The 1,454-nt window shown below is 62.0% G+C and carries 1 protein-coding gene; it reads right to left on the reverse strand.

Annotated features, from left to right (window positions below; genetic code table 11):
- Nucleotides 1–1,454: beta strand repeat-containing protein (locus ACELLULO517_RS28425; RefSeq protein ID WP_227310872.1), on the reverse strand; the 1,454-nt coding region annotated here is incomplete at both ends.

Here is a 1,454-nt window from a genome sequence, read left to right on the forward strand (position 1 = left end):
GTCAGCACGCCCTCGATCGTGTCGGCCTGGAAGGTGCTGACATCAAGCCCCAGCGTGCCGCCGTCCAGCACCAGCGTCGCATTCGCCAGCGTGCCGTAATTGTCCAGTTCCGAGAATGCCCCGGTCGCGTTCACATCGATCGTATTGCCGCCGGCATCCAGCACACCGTCAATCTCGACCGTGCCGCCCACCGTCTGGCTCTGCGACATATCCGGTGAATAATTATAGAGGTCGAATTCCGAGCCCGTGCCGATGCGGATCGACCCCGTATTGGTGAAGGCCGACGCCTCCTGCTCCGATATCGTGCCGCCATTGCTGATCGCCAGCAGGCCGTTATTCGCGAAAGTGCCGAAGACCGCGATCGTCAGATCATCGCCGCCATTGACCGTGATCGAGCCATTGTTGACGAAGTCCGTCGTCTCCAGAATGACCGTGCCGCCGGTGCCGTCCGCCAGGATGGACCCGTCATTGATGACGCTGCCCGCACCAGTGATCATATCGGTGGTGATGCTGTCCGCCGTCTGCAGCAGAATGCCTTCGCCCAGCGTCAGCACATCATCGACCTGCAGCGTATCCAGATCACCGGCATTGCCCATGGTGATCGTTGCATTGTCGATCGTCTCGCTGTCCGTGACCTCAAGCATCGCATCCGCGCCGGTCAGCGCGATGGTGCCCGGCGTGCCGTCCGCGTTCTCGACCGTGATCCCGCCTTGGACCACGACCGTGTCGCCGTCCCCGATGGTCAGCACACCCTCGATCGTGTCGGCCTGGAAGGTGCTGACATCAAGCCCCAGCGTGCCGCCGTCCAGCACCAGCGTCGCATTCGCCAGCGTGCCGTAATTGTCCAGTTCCGAGAATGCCCCGGTCGCGTTCACATCGATCGTATTGCCGCCGGCATCCAGCACACCGTCAATCTCGACCGTGCCGCCCACCGTCTGGCTCTGCGACATATCCGGTGAATAATTATAGAGGTCGAATTCCGAGCCCGTGCCGATGCGGATCGACCCCGTATTGGTGAAGGCCGACGCCTCCTGCTCCGATATCGTGCCGCCATTGCTGATCGCCAGCAGGCCGTTATTCGCGAAAGTGCCGAAGACCGCGATCGTCAGATCATCGCCGCCATTGACCGTGATCGAGCCATTGTTGACGAAGTCCGTCGTCTCCAGAATGACCGTGCCGCCGGTGCCGTCCGCCAGGATGGACCCGTCATTGATGACGCTGCCCGCACCAGTGATCATATCGGTGGTGATGCTGTCCGCCGTCTGCAGCAGAATGCCTTCGCCCAGCGTCAGCACATCATCGACCTGCAGCGTATCCAGATCACCGGCATTGCCCATGGTGATCGTTGCATTGTCGATCGTCTCGCTGTCCGTGACCTCAAGCATCGCATCCGCGCCGGTCAGCGCGATGGTGCCCGGCGTGCCGTCCGCGTTCTCGACCGTGATCCCGCCCTG

Source organism: Acidisoma cellulosilyticum (genome assembly GCF_020621385.1).
Lineage (GTDB): Bacteria > Pseudomonadota > Alphaproteobacteria > Acetobacterales > Acetobacteraceae > Acidisoma > Acidisoma cellulosilyticum.